18 protein-coding genes and 1 tRNA gene are annotated in these 20,957 nt (G+C 65.6%); 7 read left to right on the plus strand and 12 right to left on the minus strand.

Annotation, left to right across the window (positions count from 1 at the left end):
• Positions 1-29: 29 nt before the first annotated feature.
• Positions 30-1,265, plus strand: a complete 1,236-nt coding sequence (locus AAHK21_RS04900) for a glycosyltransferase family 4 protein (protein WP_046856410.1) — start codon at positions 30-32, stop codon at positions 1,263-1,265.
• Here the strand turns inward: AAHK21_RS04900 and glp are convergent.
• Positions 1,254-2,474, minus strand: coding sequence for a gephyrin-like molybdotransferase Glp (gene glp / locus AAHK21_RS04905; RefSeq protein ID WP_367856604.1), 1,221 nt, complete (start codon positions 2,472-2,474; stop codon positions 1,254-1,256). The two genes, AAHK21_RS04900 and glp, sit on opposite strands and share 12 nt — an antisense overlap.
• On the minus strand, positions 2,458-2,997 hold the full coding sequence (gene moaB, locus AAHK21_RS04910) for a molybdenum cofactor biosynthesis protein B (protein ID WP_046856412.1): 540 nt from the start codon (positions 2,995-2,997) through the stop codon (positions 2,458-2,460). Before moaB ends, glp begins: the two co-directional genes overlap by 17 nt.
• Positions 2,998-3,177: 180 nt before the next feature.
• On the opposite strand from moaB, the gene AAHK21_RS04915 reads away from it, so the two are divergent.
• Both AAHK21_RS04915 and AAHK21_RS04920 read left to right on the plus strand, forming a co-directional pair.
• Complete coding sequence (locus tag AAHK21_RS04915; protein ID WP_023632528.1) at positions 3,178-3,399, plus strand: YgdI/YgdR family lipoprotein; 222 nt, start codon at positions 3,178-3,180, stop codon at positions 3,397-3,399.
• 82 nt (positions 3,400-3,481) lie between these two features.
• A tRNA-Pro gene (locus AAHK21_RS04920) sits at positions 3,482-3,558 on the plus strand.
• A gap of 97 nt (positions 3,559-3,655) precedes the next feature.
• Here AAHK21_RS04920 and mqo read toward each other — a convergent pair.
• The 3 genes from mqo to AAHK21_RS04935 form a co-directional block, all read right to left on the minus strand.
• Positions 3,656-5,221, minus strand: coding sequence for a malate dehydrogenase (quinone) (gene mqo, locus AAHK21_RS04925; protein ID WP_367856605.1), 1,566 nt, complete (start codon positions 5,219-5,221; stop codon positions 3,656-3,658).
• A 311-nt stretch (positions 5,222-5,532) separates the two neighbouring features.
• Positions 5,533-7,149 (minus strand): methyl-accepting chemotaxis protein, encoded by a 1,617-nt coding sequence (locus AAHK21_RS04930; protein WP_367858957.1) that lies wholly within the window; start codon positions 7,147-7,149, stop codon positions 5,533-5,535.
• A gap of 196 nt (positions 7,150-7,345) precedes the next feature.
• On the minus strand, positions 7,346-9,109 hold the full coding sequence (locus tag AAHK21_RS04935; RefSeq protein ID WP_367856606.1) for an ABC transporter transmembrane domain-containing protein: 1,764 nt from the start codon (positions 9,107-9,109) through the stop codon (positions 7,346-7,348).
• 246 nt (positions 9,110-9,355) lie between these two features.
• Between AAHK21_RS04935 and AAHK21_RS04940 the strand changes: the two genes are divergently transcribed.
• Positions 9,356-9,526, plus strand: coding sequence for a PA1571 family protein (locus tag AAHK21_RS04940; RefSeq protein WP_367856607.1), 171 nt, complete (start codon positions 9,356-9,358; stop codon positions 9,524-9,526).
• A 63-nt stretch (positions 9,527-9,589) separates the two neighbouring features.
• On the opposite strand, the gene pdxB is transcribed toward AAHK21_RS04940, so the two are convergent.
• The 3 genes from pdxB to rlmM form a co-directional block, all read right to left on the minus strand.
• Positions 9,590-10,732 carry a 4-phosphoerythronate dehydrogenase PdxB gene (gene pdxB, locus AAHK21_RS04945; protein WP_367856608.1) on the minus strand — a complete coding sequence of 381 codons (1,143 nt, stop codon included), beginning with the start codon at positions 10,730-10,732 and terminating at the stop codon, positions 9,590-9,592.
• 47 nt (positions 10,733-10,779) lie between these two features.
• Positions 10,780-11,022: a sulfurtransferase TusA gene (tusA, locus tag AAHK21_RS04950; protein ID WP_023632607.1), complete on the minus strand. Its 243-nt coding sequence runs from the start codon at positions 11,020-11,022 to the stop codon at positions 10,780-10,782.
• Positions 11,023-11,129: 107 nt separating this feature from the next.
• Complete coding sequence (rlmM, locus tag AAHK21_RS04955; RefSeq protein ID WP_038705734.1) at positions 11,130-12,194, minus strand: 23S rRNA (cytidine(2498)-2'-O)-methyltransferase RlmM; 1,065 nt, start codon at positions 12,192-12,194, stop codon at positions 11,130-11,132.
• 219 nt (positions 12,195-12,413) lie between these two features.
• Here rlmM and acnA point away from each other — a divergent pair, with 219 nt between their 5' ends.
• From acnA to AAHK21_RS04970, 3 genes are all read left to right on the plus strand, one after another.
• Positions 12,414-15,155 (plus strand): aconitate hydratase AcnA, encoded by a 2,742-nt coding sequence (gene acnA / locus AAHK21_RS04960; protein WP_367856609.1) that lies wholly within the window; start codon positions 12,414-12,416, stop codon positions 15,153-15,155.
• 164 nt (positions 15,156-15,319) lie between these two features.
• A complete protein-coding gene (locus tag AAHK21_RS04965; RefSeq protein ID WP_367856610.1) occupies positions 15,320-16,096 on the plus strand; it encodes a CPBP family glutamic-type intramembrane protease in 777 nt (258 codons plus the stop codon).
• Positions 16,097-16,296: 200 nt separating this feature from the next.
• Positions 16,297-17,862, plus strand: coding sequence for a PAS domain-containing methyl-accepting chemotaxis protein (locus AAHK21_RS04970; RefSeq protein ID WP_046856419.1), 1,566 nt, complete (start codon positions 16,297-16,299; stop codon positions 17,860-17,862).
• A 113-nt stretch (positions 17,863-17,975) separates the two neighbouring features.
• Here AAHK21_RS04970 and AAHK21_RS04975 read toward each other — a convergent pair whose 3' ends face one another.
• The 4 genes from AAHK21_RS04975 to AAHK21_RS04990 form a co-directional block, all read right to left on the minus strand.
• Positions 17,976-18,860: a pseudouridine synthase gene (locus AAHK21_RS04975; protein ID WP_046856420.1), complete on the minus strand. Its 885-nt coding sequence runs from the start codon at positions 18,858-18,860 to the stop codon at positions 17,976-17,978.
• Positions 18,861-18,911: 51 nt separating this feature from the next.
• Entirely contained in the window at positions 18,912-19,220 is a 309-nt protein-coding gene (locus AAHK21_RS04980) for a hypothetical protein (RefSeq protein WP_046856421.1), read from the minus strand.
• A 67-nt stretch (positions 19,221-19,287) separates the two neighbouring features.
• Positions 19,288-19,524, minus strand: a complete 237-nt coding sequence (locus AAHK21_RS04985) for a glutaredoxin family protein (RefSeq protein ID WP_046856422.1) — start codon at positions 19,522-19,524, stop codon at positions 19,288-19,290.
• 73 nt (positions 19,525-19,597) lie between these two features.
• The gene (locus AAHK21_RS04990) at positions 19,598-20,806 is read right to left on the minus strand and encodes an ammonium transporter (protein WP_367856611.1); all 1,209 of its coding nucleotides are present in this window, start codon (positions 20,804-20,806) and stop codon (positions 19,598-19,600) included.
• Positions 20,807-20,957 lie beyond the last annotated feature (151 nt).

The raw sequence follows: 20,957 nt of genomic DNA on the forward strand, positions 1-20,957 counted from the left end.
CACCCGGCCAACTGCGAGGATTCGGGCTCATGCGCATACTCTGGACCCTGCCCTACCTGCCCTGGCCCACCACCAGCGGCAGCAAGACCCGGCAATACCACCTGCTGCGCGCCCTGGCGCAGCATGGCCACCGGATCACCTTGCTGGTGCAGTCGAAGGTCCCCTTGAGCGACACCGCGCGCGAAGCCCTGGAGCCCCTGGTGGAGCGCCTGATCGTACTGCCCAGGCGAGCACTGAACAGCCCGCTCAACCTGCTCGCCTCACCCATCATCGACTATCCCATGCGGGCCATCATCAATGGTCTGGCACCTTGCCTGCGGCATCGCTTCGAGCAACTGCTGGACGAACCCTGGGATGTGATCCAGATCGAGCACAGCTACAGCTTCCAGCCGTTCGAGCGGGCCCTGCAGGCCCGGGGCTTGCCCTACATGCTCAGCGAGCATTACCTGGAGTCGGTGATGGGCGCCGCCTGCCATGACCGCCTGCCCTTGTGGCTGCGCCCGCTGAACGCCTTCGACCGCTGGCGCTATCGGCGCTGGGAACAACGGGTGCTGCGCCAGCCCACCGAGGTGGTGGCGGTCAGCGCCCAGGATGCCGAGCTGATCGGTCAGATCAGCGGCCGCCCGGTGAATGTGGTGGTCAATGGCGTGGACTGCGACCACTACCAGGACGTGCGCCCTACCGCGCACAGCCAACGCCTGCTTTTTGTCGGCAACTTCGAGTACGGCGCCAACCTGGAGGCCATCGAGTGGGCGCTGGAGGAAATCCTGCCGCAGGTATGGATGAGCAATCCGGCGGTGCGCCTGGCCATTGCCGGGCACGCGTTGCCGGCCAGCTGGAAGCTGCACTGGAACGACCCACGCATCGAGTGGGTAGGTTACCGCCCCGACCTGCGCGAGCTGCAGCGCCGCTCGGCGCTGTTCTTCGCGCCGCTGCGCCATGCCGGTGGCTCCAAGGTGAAGATCCTCGAGGCCATGGCCGCCGGGCTACCGGTCATCACCACCAGCAAGGGCGCCTCGGGCCTGGCCATGAACAACGGCGAACACTACCTGGGCAGCGACGACAGCGGCCAGCTGGCGCTGTTGGTCACGCAACTGCTCAACCAGCCGTGGCGCATGTGCCAGCTCAGCGAGGCCGGGCGCCAGTTCGCCCGCCAGCGTCATGACTGGAGCGTTGCCGCCCAGCAACTGGAGAACGTGCACATGCGCCTGACCCAACTGGCACCGGCAGGCGCAGGCGCCCCCGGCGGCGTGCTAGCCAAGTAGCTCGCTGAACGGAATGAATGCCACCGGGTCGCCCTGCCGTGGCGTGCTGCCTTCAAGCACCTCCACCACCCCATCGGCCCAGGCCGCGCTGCGCAGCACACCGGAGCTCTGGTTCTTGTAGATGCGCACCCGGCCATCCTCGATGCGCGCGCGCAGGAATTCGCGCCGCGTCCCGGCCTTGGGCCAATCGAAACCCGCCGGCACGCTGAAACGCAGTGGCGCGACATTGTGTACACCCAACCGGCGCAGCAGGTAGGGCCGCGCCAGCAGGCCGAAAGTGACCAATGTCGAGGCCGGGTTGCCCGGCAGGCCGATCACCGGCACACCTTGGTAATGGCCGAAGGTCAGCGGCTTGCCCGGCTTGATCGCCAGCTTCCACAGCGCCAGCTCGCCCGCTTCGCGCAGGGCCAGGCCAAGAAAATCGGCCTCGCCCACCGACACGCCACCGGTGGACAGGATCAGGTCGACATCGCCCAGCCCGGCCAGGCACTGGCGGGTGCGCTCGAGGTCGTCGGGCAGGATCCCGGCATCCACCACCTCGCAGCCCAGGCGTTGCAGCCAGCTGACCAGCAGGCGTCGGTTGCTGTTGTAGATCTGCCCGGGCCCCAGCGGCAATCCCGGCTCGACCAGTTCGTCACCGGTCGACAGTACCGCCACCCGTGGCCGGCGCCGCACTTGCAGGGTGCCGAAACCCAGGGTCGCGGCCAGCCCGAGCTGGATCGGGCCCAACCGCGTGCCAGCGCTCATCACCTGTTCGCCGACACGGGTTTCCTGGCCTTTGGGGCGAACGTTCTGTGACAGTGCCAGGGGTTCGAGGAACCGTACCAGGCCATCCTCGAGCACTTCGGTGTTTTCCTGCATCTCGACGCAATCGGCGCCTTCGGGCAGCGGCGCGCCGGTAAAGATCCGTGCGCAGGTGCCAGGCTCCAGGGGTTGTGGCGCATGGCCGGCGAAGATGCGCTGGGTTACCCGCAGCGGTTCACCCTGCCAGTCGGCCAGGCGCAGGGCGTAGCCGTCCATGGCGCTGTTGGGCCACGGCGGCAGGTCGAGGCCGGCCACCAGTTCATGGGCCAGGACGCGCCCTTCGGCTTCGGCCAGCGCGACGTGTTCGGTCTCGGCGATGGGCGCCTTCTCGGCCAGCGCCAGCAGGCGCTCCAAGGCCTCTTCCACCGGCATCAACGGCCGGGCCACCTCAACCACGGCTGTCACAGGCCGCTGCCTGCTTCAGGTGCGGCACGAAGTTGCACGGCCGGTGACGGGCATCCAGCTGCTCGGCGAGGATGCCGTCCCAACCGGTGCGCACGGCATTGGTCGAGCCCGGCAGGCAGCAGACCAGGGTGCCGTTGGCAAGGCCTGCCAGGGCGCGGGACTGCACGGTGGAGGTGCCGATATCGGCCACCGAGATCTGCCGGAACAGCTCGCCAAAACCCTCGACCTGCTTGTCCAGCAGGCACGCCACGGCCTCCGGGGTGCTGTCGCGCCCGGTAAAGCCGGTGCCACCGGTAATCAGCACCACCTGCACCTGGTCATCGGCGATCCAGGTCGCGACCTGCGCGCGGATCTTGTACAGGTCGTCCTTGAGCAGCACGCGCTCGGCCAGGCGGTGGCCGGCGGCGCTCAGGCGATCGACGAACAGCTGGCCGGAGGTATCAGTGTCGAAGGTACGGGTATCGCTGACCGTCAGCACGGCGATGTTCAGCGCTACAAAAGGGGTATCTGCCTTGGCTTTCATGGGAGTCCGTCGCAGGGAAACAGGGAATGTGCGCTGTTATATCACAGGCCACGGCGCCCAGACCGCGACGTTGTTCTTGGTCAATGCCGGTGCGATGGCGCTATGCTGCACTGTGCAAGGAACTTGCGTGGACGCCCTGCGTCTTAATGACATCTAGCACCATCGCACTGGAGAAACACGATGATCCAACGGACCCTTCCCGCCTTCCTGCTTGCCCTGGGCCTGGGCGCCCTCGCCGGCTGCGCCTCGCCAACCGTCATCACCCTGAACGACGGCCGCGAGATCCAGGCGGTGGACACCCCGTCGTATGACGACGACTCCGGCTTCTACGAATTCGAACAGCTCGACGGCAAGCGCACGCGCATCAACAAAGACCAGATCCGTACCGTCAAGGAGCTGTGATCCAGCCCTGCGTTTTTGGCGCAACTCCTTTTTGCAACAAGGGGTTGCGTTGAAAAAATCGATGCAGTAGCATTTCGGACATCGGAGTGTAGCGCAGCCAGGTAGCGCGTCTCGTTCGGGACGAGAAGGCCGCAGGTTCGAATCCTGTCTCTCCGACCAAATCCTGCAAAAAACCCGCCTTGCGCGGGTTTTTTGTTGCCTGCGAAAAGGCCAGTCACCGGTGGGAGCAGGCCAGCCTACTCCCACGCTTGTGCGCTTACTCCGGCAACACCGGCACATGCAGCAGTTGCAAGCGCGCACTGCTCCATTCGCGGGTCTTGTTGGTCAACTCAAGGTCGTTGTTCAGCTTCTGGCCGTAGGTCGGCACGATTTCCTTGAGCTTGGCCTGCCACTCGGCGCTCTTGATCCGATCCTTGAAGGTCTTCTCGAGCACGGTCAGCATGATCGGCGCGGCGGTCGAGGCACCAGGGGAGGCACCCAGCAGCGCGGCGATGCTGCCATCCTCGGCGGCCACCACTTCGGTGCCGAACTGCAGCACGCCACCGTGCACGGGGTCCTTCTTGATCACCTGCACGCGCTGGCCGGCCTGAAGCAGCTGCCAGTCTTCGTTCTTGGCGTTGGGGAAGTATTCGCGCAGGGCCGCCATGCGGTCGTCGAAGCTGAGCATCAGCTGACCCATCAGGTAGGTGCTCAGGTCGATGTTGTCGATGCCAGCATGCATCATCGGGCTGATGTTGTGGGTGGTCAGCGAACTGAGCATGTCCAGCAACGAGCCGTGCTTGAGGTACTTGGTGGAGAAGGTCGCGAACGGACCGAACAATAGCACCTCCTTGCCATCGATCACCCGGGTGTCCAGATGCGGCACCGACATGGGCGGTGCGCCGACCGAGGCCTTGCCGTACAGCTTGGCCTTGTGGCGGGCGACCAGGTCGGCGTTGTCGGTCATCAGGAACTGGCCACCGACCGGGAAGCCGGCATAGCCCTCGGCCTCTGGGATGCCGGACTTCTGCAGCAGCTTGAGCGCGCCGCCACCGGCGCCGATGAAGACGAACTTGGCTTTGACCGCAGTCTCGTTGCCACCTTTGGCCAGGTCGGCCACCACCACGTTCCAGCTGCCGTCGTCGTTGCGCACGATGTCGCGCACTTCATGGCCCAGGTGCAGTTGCACGTTCGGGTTACGGGTCATGGCGGCGAACAGCTGCCGGGTGATCTCGCCGAAGTTCACGTCGGTACCGATGGCCATGCGGGTCGCGGCCACCTTCTGCCCGGGGTCACGGCCTTCCATCACCAGCGGCACCCACTGGCGGATCTGCTCGTGGTCCTCGGTGATCTCCATGCCGCGGAACAGCGAGCTGTGCCGCAGGGCCTCGACGCGCTTATGCAGGAAGGCGACGTTATCGTCACCCCAGACGAAGCTCATGTGCGCCACGTTGTTGATGAACGAACGCGGGTTGCTCAGCACGCCCTGCTCGACCTGGTAAGCCCAGAACTGCTTGGACACCTCGAACTGTTCGTTGACGTTGACCGCCTTGCTGATGTCGATGCTGCCGTCCTTGCCGACGCTGGTGTAGTTCAGCTCGCAGAATGCAGAGTGGCCTGTACCGGCATTGTTCCAGGCATTGGAACTCTCTTCGGCGACCTGGTCCATGCGCTCGTAGACGTCGACTTTCCAGTTCGGTTCCAGTTCGGTGAGGTAGGTCCCGAGGCTTGCGCTCATGATGCCACCGCCGATCAGCAGGACATCGACGGACTTTTGTGGCTCCGCGGGCTTGGAGCAGCCGATGACGCTCAGGCACAGGAGCGTCAGCAGGATTTTTTTCATTAGCTCAATCCAATTGAAGTGAAGGATTGGCAGTCGTTGCCCCCGGTGTGCACGCCCGGTTGTTGTTGTGGTTGGCAGGAGTTTCGCGAAATCGGGGCACGATCGCCTCGGGCCTTGGCCCGGGGCGCCGTAAAGCAGGGAGTGTGCCAGCATGGCCTGGGTCAGGGTTGATGCCGCCCACAGCGCCCTCGGCCACCCAATGGATGGCGACAATCCGCCACAGGTAACTGATGCGACATGCGAATATGGCGGATTTCCCCACCCTCAAAAGCATCGCGGTGCGAGTCGCATCGGCGCACCGCGATGGCGATTCAAGCGGTCAATCGGGAAGTCACTTCGCCCAACTGACCCGACAGTCCGTGCAGGCGCTGTCCGGCCTGCTCGGTGTGCTGCACCGCCTGCTGGTTGGCGGTGGCGATGCGGGTGATCTCGACCAGGTTGCGCGAGATATCTTCGGCGACGCTGGTCTGCTCCTCCGCGGCGGTGGCGATCTGGCGGTTCATGTCGCGGATCGCCTCCACCGCCGTGGTGATGCGCTGCAGCATCTGCCCGGCCTGCTGCACCTGCTCGGCGCCCTCCTCGCTGCGCTGCTGGCCACTCTCGATGGCCTTGACCGCCTCCACCGCGCCCGACTGCACCGCCTCGATGATCTGGTGGATCTCGGCGATCGATGCCGCGGTGCGCTGGGCCAGGCTGCGCACCTCATCGGCCACCACCGCGAAACCCCGCCCGGCCTCGCCGGCACGGGCGGCTTCGATGGCGGCGTTGAGCGCCAGCAGGTTGGTCTGTTCGGCGATGCCGCGAATCACTTCAAGCACCTTGCCGATGCGCGTGCTGTCGTTTTCCAGGTGCCGAATCACCGCTGCGGTGCCGGCGATCTCGCGGTTGACCACGGCAATGGTGTCGATGGTGCGCTGCATGACCTGCTCGCCCGCCTGGGCGCTGTGGTCGGCCTCGTCCGCCGCGCGGGCGGCATCGGCGGCATGGCGGGCCACTTCCTGGGCAGTGGCGGACATCTCGTGCATGGCCGTGGCGACCTGGTCGGTACGCTGGAACTGATCATGGGTGCCGTGGGCCATGTCGCCGGCGATACGGCTGAGCTGGCCGCTGGCGCTCTCCAGCTCCTCGGCGTTGTCCTTGAGTCGGCCGACGGTATCGGCAAGAAAATCACGCAGGGTGTTGGCCGCCAGCGCCAGGCGCCCGAGTTCATCCTCGCGACGGCTGTCGACCCGGGCGGCGAAACGCCCCTGGCTGAGCTGGGCGACGTAGTCGATCAACTGGCGGATCGGCTCGACCAGGCTGCGGTTGACCAACCACAGGCTGAACAGCCCGACCAGCACGGCCGAGGCCAGCATCACCAGCACGCCCAACCACACCGTGCGCTCGGCGCTGGCGCTGATGGCGTCGGCACGCCCGTGGGCATCGGCGCGCAGTTGCTCCACCAGTGCACTCATCTGGTCGCTGGTGGCGCGGTCCACGCCCTTGACCGCCAGGTCGCCGGCCACCGGGTCGCCACCGGCGGCCAGGAATGCCTGGCGCCCTTGCTCGTAGGCCGAACCCAGCTGGCGGTGGCTGGCCTTGAGTTGCTCCAGGCGCGCCTTGAGCGCCGGATCGCTGCTGTCGATCAATTGCCCCAGCAATTGCTGCACCTGCTGCTCGCGGGCCTGGAACTGCTGCCAGTATTTGTCCAGCTCCGCGGGCTGGCGACCACGCAGCAGCACGTTCTTCCATTCCTGCACCTGGATCTTGAACTGCAGGTTGGCTTCGTCGATCAGCTGCGAGGCACGCAACGGTCCGTCCACCAGTTCGGCGTAGCCGCGCACACTGGAGGACAGGAACTGGAAGCACACCAGGGCGATCAACAGGATCGCCACCAGGCTGCCACCGAGCAGGGAGAGAATTTGCACTCTGAGGGATTTACGCAAGATTGCGGATCTCGGAACAAGGAAGAGGGAAACGGCGCACGCCGGCACCGCCGACAGAGGCGTCCCTGTCCTCGTTCGCTGCCCCATCAACGCCGCCATCGGGCGATGGCAACCAGGGCAAGCACCTGCGCAACAGCCGAGGCAGATAGTCTCAGGCAATTGCTACAGAATTGTTACAAAACAGCGACAGCAAAGACACTCAGCCCGAGTTGAATTGCAGTGCTGCAAGGCGTGCGTAGAGTGGGCTTTGCTCGATCAATTGTCGATGGGTCCCGACTGCCGCCAGTCGGCCTTTGTCGATCACCGCGATACGGTCGGCATGCTGCACCGTCGCCAGGCGGTGGGCGATGACCAGTGTGGTGCGCCCGGCCATCAGTTGTGGCAATGCCTGCTGGATCAGATACTCGCTTTGCGCGTCCAGCGCGCTGGTGGCTTCATCCAGCAGCAGGATCGGCGCATCCACCAGCAGCGCTCGGGCAATCGCCAGGCGCTGGCGCTGGCCACCGGACAAGCCCACGCCACCCTCGCCCAAGGGTGTCAGGTAACCCTGAGGCAGCTGGATGATGAATTCATGGGCATGGGCACCGCGCGCCGCCGCCTCGACCTCGGCCAGGCTGGCCTCGGGCCGACCGTAGCGGATATTGGCCTCGACCGTGCCGCGAAACAGCGCCGGCTGCTGGGCTACCAGGGCAAACTGGCGACGCAGGTCTACCGGTGCCAGCCCGGTGATCGGCTGGCCATCGAGCAGAATCGCTCCAGGTTGCGGGTCGTAGAACCGCAGCAGCAGGTCGAACAGGGTCGACTTGCCGGCCCCCGACGGCCCGACCAGCGCCACGGTCTCGCCGGGGCGAATATGCAGGCTGAGGCCGTCGACGGCCGCCACCGCGGGCCGTGACGGGTAGGCGAAGCGCACCTCGCGCAGTTCGATGTCGCCACTGGCGCGCCCGTCCACCAACCCCGCCGGCTGTGTCGGCGCCAGGATCGCCGTCTGCGCCGCCAGCAGCTCGGCGATGCGCTCGGCGGCACCGGCGGCCCGTTGCAATTCGCCGATCACCTCGCTCAGGGTGCCGAAGGCGCTGCCGACGATCAGGCTGTAGAACACGAACGCGGCGAGCTCGCCGCCGGAGATGCGCCCGGCGATCACATCCATGCCGCCGACCCAGAGCATCACCCCGACCGCGCCAAGCACCAGCACGATCACCAGGGTAATCAGCCAGGCACGCTGGGCGATGCGCCGCCGCGCCACGTCGAACGCCGCCTCCACGGTGTCGCCGAACAGTGCCTGGTCACGCGCCTGGTGGTTATAGGCCTGCACCGTCTTGATCTGGCCAAGGGTCTCGGCGACATAGCTGCCCACATCGGCCACCCGGTCCTGGCTCTGCCGCGACAGGCTGCGCACGCGCCGGCCGAACAGCAGGATCGGCGCCAGCACCAGGGGCAGGGCCAGCACCACGATACTGGTCAGCTTGGAGTTGGTGACGAACAGCAGGATCACCCCGCCGACCACCATCAGCGCATTGCGCAGGAACAGCGACAGCGACGAGCCAATGACGGACTGCAGCAAGGTGGTGTCGGCGGTCAGCCGCGACTGGATCTCCGAACTGCGGTTGTCCTCGAAGAACCCCGGATGCAGCCAGACCAGGTGGTCGAACACTGCCCGGCGGATGTCGGCCACGCAGCGCTCGCCGATCCACGACACCAGGTAGAAACGGGCGAAGGTCCCCACCGCCAGCGCTACCACCAGCAGCATGAAAAGGCCGATGGTCTGGTTGAGCTGGTGCGCCGAGCCGGTCATGAAACCCTGGTCGACCAGCAGGCGGATGCCCTGCCCCATGGACAGGGTAATGGCGGCGGTGACCACCAGCGCCAGCAAGGCCAGCAGCGCCTGGCGGCGATAGGGGCGCACGAACTGCCAGCCCAGGTGCAGGGCGCGGCGCTGGCGGGGAGAGATCGGATCGGGCATGGCAAAGGTCGTTCCACAGGGGATTGATAGCAGACTACCACTCGTCGGCGCTGTGCAACGCTCGGGAATGCGAGGTCGTCCCATGCTCGGACGGAGCGGCAGTGCCTATGCCCATTCGTTCTAAAGCGTGACTGGAGCTTTGCCGCGCTTTCTGGTGGACTGATCCAGCATGAAGCCGAAAAGCTGTCACAGACCAGTCACGGCGAAGCGATACCTTGAGCTTGAACCTGAAAGAGGAGACAGGACATGAGCTTGCAGCACACCGATACGCCCAAGACCCAGCCCCCTGCGCAACATCAGGTCTGCGGCTCGATCATCGATGCCCAGGGCCGCGAGGTGCCCATCACCGAGCAGATGATCCAGAAGGCCTGCAAGGACCTGGAAGAGAGCCGGGTCAAGAAGATCGGCAAGGCCTGATCCCCGAATCGCGTGCAACCCGGCGCTCGCGCCGGGTTTTTATTGTCCTGCCTTTGCGCACCCTCAGGCCAGCACCGCCCCCAATGCACTGACCACCTGCGCCAACTGGGGCATTTCCCCACGGACGCGCACCGGCAATCCCTCGATCTCACGCCGTACCGGGTAGTGCTTGCGCAGCAGATCAAATGCCGCACGCTGTTCGGCCGGATCTTCGCTCAGGCTGCGACGGAAATCGGCATCGTCACGACGCGGGTCGTAGACCGCCCGGCACAGGGTGGCCAATGCCCACGCCGGATCCGCGCTCGCGTCAAACTCGATCTGCGCAAGGCCTGGTGCCGGCAGCAGGTCGGCCAGTCGCACCTGCTCGGGCAAACCCTGCCAGCGGCAGAACGCCTGGTAGATCTGCGCCGTGCCACGCTGCTTGCCATCCAGGCTATAGCCGGCGATATGCGGCGTGGCCAGGGTGCACAGGTCGGCCAACGCGAGGTCCACCTGCGGCTCGCCTTCCCACACGTCGAGCACCGCATGCACGTCCTCTCGGTCCAGCAGCAGTTCACGCAGGGCAGCGTTGTCCACCACAGGCCCACGGCTGGCGTTGATCAGCCAGGCGCCTGCGCGCAAGCGGGCCAGGCGCGGCTGGTCGAGCAGGTGCCAGGTCGGGTGCTCGCCGCCACGCTGCAGCGGCGTGTGCAGGCTGATCACATCGCATTGCTCGAGGACGCTGTCGAGATCGACAAACTCGCCGCCCTCGCTGGCCTGGCGCACCGGGTCGCACACCAGCACCTTCCAGTCGAGGCCGCGCAGCACCCGCACCAGCCGCCCGCCGACCTCACCCGCGCCGACCACGCCATAGACGCGCTTGCCCAGGTCGGCACCCTCGAGTTCGGCCAGGGTCAGCAGGCTGCCCAGCACGTAGTCCACCACGCCACGGGCGTTGCAGCCCGGCGCGCTGCTCCAGTGGATACCGGCTTCGGCGAAGTGTTCGAGGTCGAGGTGATCGGTGCCGATGGTGCAGGTGCCGACGAAGCGTACCCGACTGCCCTCGAGCAGTTGCCGATCGACGCGAGTCACCGAGCGTACCAGCAGCACGTCGGCGTCCTTGACGCTGGCGGCGTCGATGGCCCGGCCCGGATAACGGCGGATTTCACCGAAACCGGCAAAGAAGGCATCGAGCAGCGGGATATTCTCGTCGGCAACTATCAGCATGGCGCTCTCCTGTCAGGGGAGCGCAGTGTAGCGCGATCGCGGCGGGCTCAGTCGGCCTTCTTGCGGATCCAGTACAGGTAGGTTCCGGCGTCTTCTTCCTGGCCGAGCAGCTCGTGGCCGAGGAAGATGCAGAACTTGGGGATGTCGCGGCGGGTCGACGGGTCGGTGGCGATGACCTTGAGCACGCCGCCGGATACCAGCTCGCGTACATGCTTGTGCAGCATCATCACCGGCTCCGGGCAGTTCAGGCCGGTGGCGTCGAGGATCGCGTCGTGGGTGAAATCGGTCATGAAAGGCTCCGCAAAATGCTCGTCATTGTGGCGTATCGGCCGAAGGGCGCCAAGCCCACTCCCACAAGGGCCAGGTACCGTGGGAGCGGGCTTGCCCCGCGATGGGCTCAGCGCGGCTTCAGGTCCAGCCGGCGCAGATGGCAGGTGACTTCCTCACGGTCGTGATACAGCTGCTTGCAGGCGATCGACACCTTCACCTTGCGCGCCTTGAACCCAGCCTCGATACGGTCCAGCAGCTTGCGAACCTCGGCATGGCGTTGCTTCATCGGCAGCTTCAGGTTGACCACCGCCTCGCGGCACAAGCCCTCGCCCAGCCAGGTCTCGATCAGCGAAGCGGTGCGCGCCGGCTTCTCGACGATATCGCAGACCATCCAGTCCACCGTCTGCTTCGGCTGCCAGGTGAAACCGTCGGCCATCAGATGGGTGACCAGGCCGGTATCCATCAGGCTCTCGGCCATCGGCCCGTTGTCGATGGCGGTCACCAGCATGCCACGCTTGACCAGCTGGTAGGTCCAGCCGCCGGGCGAGGCGCCCAGGTCGACACCCGTCATGTCGTCGTTCAGGCGCGCGTCCCATTGCTCGCGCGGGATGAACTGGTGCCAGGCTTCCTCGAGCTTGAGGGTCGAGCGGCTCGGGGCCTCGCGGGGGAACTTCAGGCGTGGGATACCCATCGGCCACAGCGCCGAATTGTCGGCCTCGGCCAGGCCGAGGAACACCCGACGGCCGCTGATGAAGGTCAGCAGCAGGCGCGGACGGCGGGCATCGTCGACCAGGCGGCCGGCCTTCTCCAGGGCCTTGCGCAGCGGCACCTCGAACTTGCGGCAGAAGGTCGACAGCTCCTTGCCCTCGTTGCTGTCGAGTACCTCCAACCACAGGCTGCCGCACACCGGCAGCGCGGCCAGGTGCTCGAGCAGCACGCTGATGCGGTCGGTCTCCGGCAGCTCGACGTACGTGCCGCGGGCCCACTGGCGCGGGAAGATCAGCTGCGAAAAGCGCAGCGCCTGCATCATGCGTTCGGCGCCACCGGGCTCGGTGCAGACGAACTCGGCGCAGGCACTCTGCGGCTTGCCCTTGGCATAGCCGGGCACGCCCAGGTGGGCGGCGTGTTCGCTGATTTCGGCGCAGACCTCGCCCTCGAAGCCGGGCCGGCAATGCATGAACAGGGTATTCATTTCTCACTCCACATCACTGGCGCAGACGGCGCCAGGGCGGCGAATGATAAAGGAAGTCGGGAACCAGCGACACGCCCCATCGGTCCAGAAAAGGGTCGGGACCGGCAAACCGGTCTAACCTGACTGTTCAGCCAGGTCCGTGCCGTGCGGACTGGTCCAGAGCGGTGACACCGGCGAGCGACCCGCAGTCGCCGGGCACCGGAGCACAAGGAGTTGTAAATGCCCTCGCTCGATAGCCTGAAAACCCTCAAGACCCTCCAGGTGGCCGACCGCGCCTACCACTATTTCAGCTTGCCCGACGCCGCCCGCCAGCTCGGCAACCTGCAGCGCCTGCCCATGTCGCTCAAGGTGCTGCTGGAGAACCTGCTGCGCTGGGAAGACGGCAAGACCGTCACCGGCGACGACCTCAAGGCCCTGGCCGCCTGGCTGCAGGAGCGCCGCTCCGACCGCGAGATCCAGTACCGCCCGGCGCGAGTGCTGATGCAGGACTTCACCGGCGTGCCGGCGGTGGTCGACCTGGCCGCCATGCGCGCGGCCATGGCCAAGGCCGGCGGCGATCCGCAGCGGATCAACCCGTTGTCGCCGGTGGACCTGGTGATCGACCACTCGGTGATGGTCGACCGTTATGCCACCCCAGCCGCGTTCGCCCAGAACGTCGATATCGAAATGCAGCGCAACGGCGAACGCTACGCCTTCCTGCGCTGGGGCCAGAGCGCCTTCGACAACTTCCGGGTGGTGCCGCCGGGCACCGGCATCTGCCACCAGGTCAACCTCGAATACCTGGGCCGCACGGTATGGACCCGCGAGGAGGAAGGCCGCACCTATGCCTTCCCCGACACCTTGGTCGGTACTGACTCGCACACGACCATGATCAATGGCCTCGGCGTGCTCGGCTGGGGCGTGGGTGGCATCGAGGCCGAGGCGGCCATGCTCGGCCAGCCGGTATCGATGCTGATCCCCGAGGTGATCGGCTTCAAGCTTACCGGCAAGCTGCGCGAAGGCATCACCGCCACCGACCTGGTCCTGACGGTCACGCAGATGCTGCGCAAGAAGGGCGTGGTGGGCAAGTTCGTCGAGTTCTATGGCGACGGCCTGGCCGACCTGCCACTGGCCGATCGCGCCACCATCGCCAACATGGCCCCCGAGTACGGCGCCACCTGTGGCTTCTTCCCGGTCGACCAGGTGACCCTCGACTACCTGCGCCTGTCCGGCCGCCCCGAGGACACCGTGCAACTGGTCGAGGCCTACTGCAAGGCCCAGGGCCTGTGGCGCCTGCCCGGCCAGGAGCCGCTGTTCAGCGACACCCTGGCCTTGGACATGAACGACGTGGAAGCCAGCCTGGCCGGGCCCAAGCGCCCGCAGGACCGCGTCGCCCTGGGCCAGGTGCGCCAGGCCTTCGACCACTTCATCGAGTTGCAGCCCAAACCGCTGGCCAAGGAAGTCGGCCGCCTGGAAAGCGAAGGCGGCGGTGGCGTGGCGGTGGGCAATGCCGACCAGGCTGGCGAGATCGACTACACCCACGAAAATCAGACGCACACCCTGCGCGACGGCGCGGTGGTGATTGCCGCCATTACCTCCTGCACCAACACCTCCAACCCCAGCGTGATGATGGCCGCCGGGCTGGTGGCGAAGAAAGCCGTGGAGAAAGGCCTGCAGCGCAAGCCCTGGGTGAAGAGTTCGCTCGCTCCCGGCTCCAAAGTGGTCACCGACTACTACAAGGCCGCAGGCCTGACACCCTACCTCGACCAGCTCGGTTTCGACCTGGTCGGCTATGGCTGCACCACCTGCATCGGCAACTCGGGCCCCCTGGACGAGGCCATCGAGCAAGCCATCGGCAGCGCCGACCTCACCGTCGCCTCGGTGCTGTCGGGCAACCGCAACTTCGAAGGCCGGGTACACCCGCTGGTCAAGACCAACTGGCTGGCTTCGCCGCCACTGGTGGTGGCCTACGCCCTGGCCGGCAGCGTGCGCGTCGACCTCAGCCAGGACCCGCTCGGCACCGGCAAGGACGGCAAGCCCGTGTACCTGCGCGACATCTGGCCAAGCCAGCAGGAAATCGCCGAGGCGGTCAGCAATGTCGACACCCGCATGTTCCACAAGGAATATGCCGAGGTGTTCGCCGGCGACGCCCAATGGCAGGCGATCGAAGTGCCCCAGGCCGCGACCTATGTCTGGCAGGACGCTTCCACCTATATCCAGCACCCACCCTTCTTCGATGACATCGGCGGCCCGCTGCCGGAGATCGGTGATGTGCGCGACGCACGCATCCTCGCCCTGCTCGGCGACTCGGTGACCACCGACCACATTTCCCCGGCCGGCAACATCAAGGCCGACAGCCCGGCCGGGCGCTACCTGCGCGGCAAGGGCGTGGAACCGCGCGACTTCAACTCCTACGGCTCACGGCGCGGTAACCACGAAGTAATGATGCGCGGCACCTTCGCCAACATCCGCATCCGCAACGAAATGCTCGGTGGCGAGGAAGGCGGCAACACCCTGTATGTACCCACGGGCGAGAAACTGTCGATCTACGACGCCGCCATGCGCTACCAGCAGGATGGCACGCCGCTGGTGGTGGTCGCCGGGCAGGAATACGGCACCGGCTCCAGCCGCGACTGGGCGGCCAAGGGCACCAACCTGCTGGGGGTCAAGGCGGTGCTGGCGGAGAGTTTCGAACGCATCCACCGCTCCAACCTGGTGGGCATGGGCGTGCTGCCGCTGCAGTTCAAGGCGGGAGACGACCGCAAGCGCCTGGGGCTGACCGGCAGCGAGCGCATCGATGTGCTTGGGCTGACCGATGCGCAGATCCGCCCGGGCATGAGCCTGCCGCTGCGCATTACCCGCGAGGATGGGCGCCAGGAGCAGATCGAGGTGCTGTGCCGGATCGATACGCTCAATGAAGTGGAATACTTCAAATCGGGGGGGATCCTGCATTATGTGCTGCGGCAATTGATCGCAGGGTAGGCATTCACTGCTCGCGCCCGCGCCTTTGGTGCGGGCTGTCGTGGGAGCGGGCAAGCCCGCTCCCACGCGTGCGCCTTCATACCGTTGTTCCTGCAAAGCATGGTGTCCTGAAGCCGCTTGGCTGAGTCCTACCCTCCATGGACCCACCGGCACAAGGAAACCCAATGCCCCGTCTCCACTGGATCGCCCTGCTCCTGCTCGGCCTCGGCTACACCCTCGCACTGACCCACGGCAGTATCGGCCTGATCGCCCTGCCCGCCTTGCTCGCCCTGTTCTGCAGCGGCCTGCTGGCGCGCCGCCAGATCCGCTGGCAACAGACCCTCGGCCACCTGCTCTTCGTCGTTCTCGCCGTCGCCTTGGCGCTGCACTGGCTGCCCGGCTTCCATGGCGCCCGCGTCATCGACAAGGCCGTCCTCAGCGAAGGCGCGGTGCCCTTCTCCATGTACCTGAACCTCGACAAACCGCTGATCGGCCTATGGCTGCTGCTGGCCTGCCCTTGGCTGGTAATGCTGCGCGCTCGCGGCCTGGCCATGAGCCTGGCGCTGATCCTGCCCCTTACCCTGCTCGCCTGCCTGGGCGGCGCCTGGACTCTGGGCCTGGTGGCGTGGGCACCGAAATGGCCAGACCAGGCCTGGCTATGGCTGGCCAACAACCTGCTGCTGGTGAGCCTGACCGAGGAACTGCTGTTCCGTGGCTACATCCAGGGCGGCCTGCAACGTCTGTTCAAGCATGAGGGGCTGGCGCTGCTGGTGGCCGCCCTATTGTTCGGCCTTGCGCACCTGGCCGGTGGTTGGCAGTGGTTCTACCTGGCCACCCTGGCCGGGGTGGGATATGGTCTGGCCTATCGTCACGGCGGGTTGGCAGCGGCGGTGCTGTGCCACACCTGCGTCAACCTGGCGCACTTCGCCCTGTTCAGCTACCCGATGCTGGCCCCGAGTTGAACAATCGGTCATGATCAGACCTATTCGTCATCATTTATAAAGAAAACTGCAATATTGGCGGCAATGGCTGCGATCAGGTCGGCTGCGATAGCTCAACCACACTGATGGCACCTTGCCCCAGATCAAGGCAGTCAAATATTCATTCAATAAAACCAGAGGCTTGCCGATACCCGTCGAAAGCCTTGCGGATTGAACAGCCAATGCGTAACAACCAGCCGATTACCCAGAGAGAACGGACTTTCCCTGCCCAGCAGCGGTTGATCTCCACCACCAACGCCAAAGGCGTGATCACTTACTGCAACGATGCCTTCATCGAAATCAGCGGATTCTCCCGCGATGAGCTGATGGGCGCGCCGCACAACCTGGTGCGCCACCCCGACGTCCCGCCAGCCGTGTTCGCCCATATGTGGCAAACCCTGAAGCAGGGCCTGCCGTGGATGGGCATCGTCAAGAACCGCTGCAAGTCGGGCGACCACTACTGGGTCAATGCCTACGTCACGCCGATCTTCGACAGCAACCAGGTGGTCGGCTACGAGTCGGTGCGGGTCAAGCCCACCGCCGAGCAGATCCGCCGCGCCGAGGCGCTGTACCAGCGCATCAACCAGGGCAGGTCGGCCATCCCGAAACGTGACAAGTGGCTGCCGGTGCTGCAGGACTGGCTGCCGTTCATCCTGGTCAGCCAGGTCGGCTTCCTGATCGGCAACTGGCTCGGCCACTCCTGGGGCTTCGCCCTGGCCGCCGGTCTGTCGGTGCCGCTCGGCCTGCTCGGCCTGAGCTGGCAGCAACGCGGCCTCAAGCGCCTGCTGCGCCTGGCCGAACAGACCACTTCCGACCCGCTGATCGCGCAGATGTACACCGACAGCCGCGGTGTCCAGGCACGCCTGGAAATGGCCATGCTCAGCCAGGACGCACGGATGAAGACCTGCCTGACCCGCCTGCAAGACAGCGCCGAGCAGCTCAGCGACCAGGCCCGCCAGTCTGACACCCTCGCCCACCAGAGCTCCTCGGGCCTGGAGCGCCAGCGCGTGGAGACCGAGCAGGTGGCCGCCGCCGTCAACCAGATGGCCGCCACCACCCAGGAAGTGGCCAACCATGTCCAGCGCACCGCCGACGCGACGCAGGAGGCCAATCGCCTGACCAGCCAGGGCCGCAACATCGCCGGCGAGACCCGTGACGCCATCGAGCGGCTGTCGGCTGCCGTGGGCGAGACCGGGCTGACCGTCACCCAGCTGGCCAAGGACAGCGACGAGATCGGCGGCGTGGTCGATGTGATCAAGGGCATCGCCGACCAGACCAACCTGCTGGCGCTCAACGCCGCCATCGAAGCGGCGCGTGCCGGTGAGATGGGCCGCGGCTTTGCCGTGGTCGCCGATGAGGTCCGCCAGCTGGCCCAGCGCACCGCCGAATCCACCGGGCAGATCCACACCCTGATCGCCAAGCTGCAACAGACCGCCAACAACGCGGTGCAGACCATGGAGACCGGCCATCGCCAGGCCCAGGAAGGTGTCGAGCGGGTCATGCAGGCCGACGAGGCATTGGTGGGCATCAGCGAGGCCGTGGCCAACATCACCGACATGGCGACGCAGATCGCCGCGGCCACCGAAGAGCAGAGCGCGGTAGCCGAGGAGATCAGCCGCAACATCAGCACCATCGCCGACCTGGCCGACCAGACCGCCGGCCAGGCCCAGCGCTCGGCGCTGCTCAGCGAAGAGCTGACCAGCACGGCGGGTACCCAGTACTCGCTGGTGGAACGTTTCAACCGCTGATGACAAAAGGCGCCGCTTAAGCGGCGCATCGCCGGCAAGCCAGCTCCCACACTGACCGCGACGCCCTCAGGCCAAGCGCCATTTCTGTGGTAGCCGACTTGCCGGCGATGTTTTTACCAGTCGAGCGCCAGCCGGCTCTCGAAGTAACGCACCTCACCCGTCAACGGATCCTCGAAGCGCAGGCTATGGGCCAGCAGCTTCAGTGGCCGTGCGTAATCATCCTGCTCGTTGACCAGTTGCGGATAGAACGGATCGTTGCAGATCCCCGCACCCAGCGCCGCCATATGCACGCGCAGCTGGTGGGTCTTGCCGGTGACCGGTGACAGGCCATAGCGCCACAGATCGCCATTTTTCTCCAGCACACAGGCGTGGGTTTCACTGTTGTCGACCCCTTCCACCTCATGCATGCGAAAGAACGGCTCGCCGTGCACCAGACGGCTGCGGTGCACCAGCGGGTAATCATGCTGCGGCATGGCCGCGGCGATGGCCTGGTAGTGCTTGTCGATACGCCGCTCGGGGAACAGACGCTGATAGGCGCCACGGCTCTGCGGGTTGGCAGAGAACAGCACCAGCCCGGCAGTGTGTCGGTCGATGCGATGCAGCGGCACCAGATGCGGGTTGTCCAGGCGCCGGATCAGCCGACGCAGCAGCGTCTGCTCGACGTACTCGCCGGTGGGCGTCACAGGCAGGAAATGCGGCTTGTCCGCTACCACCAGGTGCTCATCCACATGCAGGATTTCTTCCTGCACCGGGATCACCTTTTCATTGGGTACTTCACGAAAATAGTGCAGGCGCATGCCCCGACGATAGCGGGTGTCCGCTGCAATGGGCTGGCCTTCGGCATTCAACACCCGCCCTCGGGCGAAGCGGTCGAGCCATTGCTCACGGCTGATGCCCTTGAAATGCTCGCACAGGCAATCGAGCACCGTAGCCCAGGGCCCTGGAGGCAGACAGACAGTGCTGGCTTGTTGCTGGGCGGGGTCGAAAGGCGTGGTCATCATCAGGCTCGGTCAAGCAGGGGGCGGGCATTATCCCCTACCCGGCGTACGTCAACCAGCCTCGCAGGCCGGCTCGCAGCGCGCCTTGAGCCAGCGTAGCACCTGCACCGCGTCCCAGCGCCCTGGATCGTAGAGGGCATAGCTCAGCCCCTGGTAGCCCACGACATCCAGCGGGCGGTGAAAGCCGGCGCGCTGGAACAGCGCCTCGATCTCGGCGAAGCAGGTATTGAAATGGACCTTGCCGAACGGTGTGCGCTCGTCGGTGACGATGCCATCGAGGCGCAGTTCCAGCACCGCCTCGCACACACGCTCGGGGGCCATGTGATTGATGCTGTACTTGAGTTGCTCGACATTGAGCATGGCTTACCTCGGGATACTGTATTTATATACAGCATACGAAGCGAAGCCTGGGCCGTCAATGCACGACTCAGCCGAGGAAGGCCACTACCTGCTCGGCATCGAACGGCCAGCCCAGCTCGGCACCGGTATCGCAGCGGCGCAGCACCGGAATGATCAGCCCGTAACGCTCGAACAACGCCTCACTATCGGCGATATCGACCAGCTCGACCAGCAAGCCGTGCTCGACGAACGGCATCAGCACGGCTTCGGCCACTTCGCACAGATGGCACCCGAGGGTGCCGAACAATTGGGTTTCAGGCAGCATGCGTCTATCCGCAAAATCGCAGGAAGGGATGCTCATTCTAGGTCCGCCTGCGCCTGCGTGCACCTGACCTGCCTCAATCCTGGCTGGTGGCGCCGATTCGATGCACCGCCAGGTCCGCACCCTGGAACTCCTGTTCATGGTTCAAGCGCAAGCCATGCAGCGCCTTGAGCAGACCGTACACGGCAAAGCCGCCGACCAGTGCCACCAGTACACCCGCCAGGCTGCCCAGCAATTGGCTGACCAGGCTGACACCGCCGAGGCCACCCAAGGCCACCTGCCCGAACACACCGCAAGCGATGCCGCCCCACACGCCGCACAGGCCATGCAGCGGCCATACCCCCAGCACGTCGTCGATCTTCCAGCGGTTCTGCGCGGCAGTAAAGCACCAGACGAACAGCCCGCCTGCCACCAGGCCGGTGGCCAGCGCCCCCACCGGGTGCATCAGGTCGGAACCCGCGCATACCGCCACCAGGCCGGCCAGCGGGCCGTTGTGCAGGAAACCGGGATCGTTGCGCCCGGCCAGCAAGGCCGACAGGGTGCCACCAACCATGGCCATCAGCGAGTTGATCGCCACCAGCCCGCTCACCCCTTGCAGGGTCTGCGCGCTCATGACGTTGAAGCCGAACCAGCCGATGATCAGGATCCACGACCCCAGCGCCAGGAACGGAATGCTCGAGGGGGCAAACGCCACCAGCCGGCCATCGCGATAACGGCCGCGGCGCGCGCCCAGCAGCAGCACCGCCGCCAGCGCCAGCCAGCCCCCCATGGCGTGCACCACCACGGAGCCGGCGAAGTCGTGGAACGGCGCACCGAAGCGCGCGTGCAACCAGGCCTGCAAACCGAAGTTGCCGTTCCACACAAGGCCTTCGAAAAACGGGTAGATGAACGCCACGATCAACGCCGTTGCGCACAGTTGCGGCGCAAAGCGCGCCCGTTCGGCGATGCCGCCGGAAATGATTGCCGGAATCGCCGCGGCGAAGGTCAGCAGGAAGAAACATTTGACCAGCGCGTAGCCATGGTCGCTGGCCAGCACCGCCGCCGGCTGCAGGAAGCTCACGCCATAGGCGATCCAGTAACCGACGAAGAAGTAAACCAGCGCCGAGATGGCGAAGTCGCTGAGGATCTTCGACAAAGCGTTGACCTGATTCTTGTACCGCACTGTGCCGACTTCGAGAAAGGCGAACCCCGCATGCATGGCCAGGACCAGTATCGCGCCCATGAGGATAAACAAAGTGTTGGAGCCGTGGACCAGGGAGTCCATCGCGCTGTGGGTGTTTTCCATGTAGTGGCAGACCTGCAAAAAGGCACCAGGACAGTTCAAGAACCGGCATCCATGCACCGCATCGGTGCCAGGCCCCTGCCCCGTTTCGGTGACCCGGGCGGTGCCTGCGTGGTTTTTTCTTGGGTTTGTCGTGGATTGGGTTAAGGTTTAG

Origin of the sequence: Pseudomonas sp. TE50-2, assembly GCF_040813665.1 — a bacterium.
Taxonomy (GTDB): Bacteria; Pseudomonadota; Gammaproteobacteria; order Pseudomonadales; family Pseudomonadaceae; genus Aquipseudomonas; species Aquipseudomonas soli.

What these genes read in the sequence shown, in the direction of transcription:
- AAHK21_RS04900 (WP_046856410.1), top strand. Translation starts at nt 30, where the DNA reads ATGCGCATACTCTGGACCCTGCCCTACCTGCCCTGGCCCACCACCAGC.
- moaB (WP_046856412.1), bottom strand. Translation starts at nt 2,997, where the DNA reads ATGAAAGCCAAGGCAGATACCCCTTTTGTAGCGCTGAACATCGCCGTG.
- AAHK21_RS04915 (WP_023632528.1), top strand. Translation starts at nt 3,178, where the DNA reads ATGATCCAACGGACCCTTCCCGCCTTCCTGCTTGCCCTGGGCCTGGGC.
- mqo (WP_367856605.1), bottom strand. Translation starts at nt 5,221, where the DNA reads ATGAAAAAAATCCTGCTGACGCTCCTGTGCCTGAGCGTCATCGGCTGC.
- AAHK21_RS04935 (WP_367856606.1), bottom strand. Translation starts at nt 9,109, where the DNA reads ATGCCCGATCCGATCTCTCCCCGCCAGCGCCGCGCCCTGCACCTGGGC.
- AAHK21_RS04940 (WP_367856607.1), top strand. Translation starts at nt 9,356, where the DNA reads ATGAGCTTGCAGCACACCGATACGCCCAAGACCCAGCCCCCTGCGCAA.
- pdxB (WP_367856608.1), bottom strand. Translation starts at nt 10,732, where the DNA reads ATGCTGATAGTTGCCGACGAGAATATCCCGCTGCTCGATGCCTTCTTT.
- tusA (WP_023632607.1), bottom strand. Translation starts at nt 11,022, where the DNA reads ATGACCGATTTCACCCACGACGCGATCCTCGACGCCACCGGCCTGAAC.
- rlmM (WP_038705734.1), bottom strand. Translation starts at nt 12,194, where the DNA reads ATGAATACCCTGTTCATGCATTGCCGGCCCGGCTTCGAGGGCGAGGTC.
- acnA (WP_367856609.1), top strand. Translation starts at nt 12,414, where the DNA reads ATGCCCTCGCTCGATAGCCTGAAAACCCTCAAGACCCTCCAGGTGGCC.
- AAHK21_RS04965 (WP_367856610.1), top strand. Translation starts at nt 15,320, where the DNA reads ATGCCCCGTCTCCACTGGATCGCCCTGCTCCTGCTCGGCCTCGGCTAC.
- AAHK21_RS04970 (WP_046856419.1), top strand. Translation starts at nt 16,297, where the DNA reads ATGCGTAACAACCAGCCGATTACCCAGAGAGAACGGACTTTCCCTGCC.
- AAHK21_RS04975 (WP_046856420.1), bottom strand. Translation starts at nt 18,860, where the DNA reads ATGACCACGCCTTTCGACCCCGCCCAGCAACAAGCCAGCACTGTCTGT.
- AAHK21_RS04980 (WP_046856421.1), bottom strand. Translation starts at nt 19,220, where the DNA reads ATGCTCAATGTCGAGCAACTCAAGTACAGCATCAATCACATGGCCCCC.
- AAHK21_RS04985 (WP_046856422.1), bottom strand. Translation starts at nt 19,524, where the DNA reads ATGCTGCCTGAAACCCAATTGTTCGGCACCCTCGGGTGCCATCTGTGC.
- AAHK21_RS04990 (WP_367856611.1), bottom strand. Translation starts at nt 20,806, where the DNA reads ATGGAAAACACCCACAGCGCGATGGACTCCCTGGTCCACGGCTCCAAC.